The sequence below is a fragment of the Neisseria sp. P0021.S005 genome (assembly GCF_051956955.1).
In genome coordinates this window covers 1-480 of sequence record NZ_JBQCWY010000931.1, presented here as the reverse complement: position 1 = coordinate 480, position 480 = coordinate 1, and the positions used below count along the sequence as shown (strand labels likewise).

At 49.0% G+C, this 480-nt stretch carries 1 protein-coding gene; it reads left to right on the top strand.

The window, feature by feature from the left end; all coding sequences use genetic code 11:
- The coding region (locus tag ACTHUE_RS20215; RefSeq protein ID WP_440424304.1) for a DEAD/DEAH box helicase at positions 1-480 on the top strand (480 nt) is incomplete at both ends.

Below are 480 nucleotides of genomic sequence, written 5' to 3'. Positions count from 1 at the left end.
CGGTAGTACGGAATGCCGTTATTGTCAGGATACGCTCAATCCTGAGGCGCAGTTACAGCGTTATTTCAAACTACCGACTTTTCGCGATGTAAAAGGATTTGATGGTGGACAACGTGCTGTGGTGCAATCAGGTATGAAGGGGTTGCATACGCTGGCGGTGCTGCCCACAGGCGGCGGCAAATCCTTGTGTTATCAGTTGCCAGCACTCAACCGCTACTACCGCAACGGAGGCTTGACAATAGTTGTTTCACCTTTGCAATCGCTGATGAAAGATCAGTTGGACGGTTTGGAAATAAAAGGAGCTACCTGCGCTGCTATGCTTAACGGCTTGGTTGAGGTGGTTGAACGCGCCCAAATTTTAGACAAAATAGCTTTGGGCGATATCGGCATTTTGTTTGTCGCGCCTGAACAGTTCCGCAACACCAGTTTTATTAACGCTATTTCGCAACGCCAAATCAACGGCTGGGTATTCGATGAGGC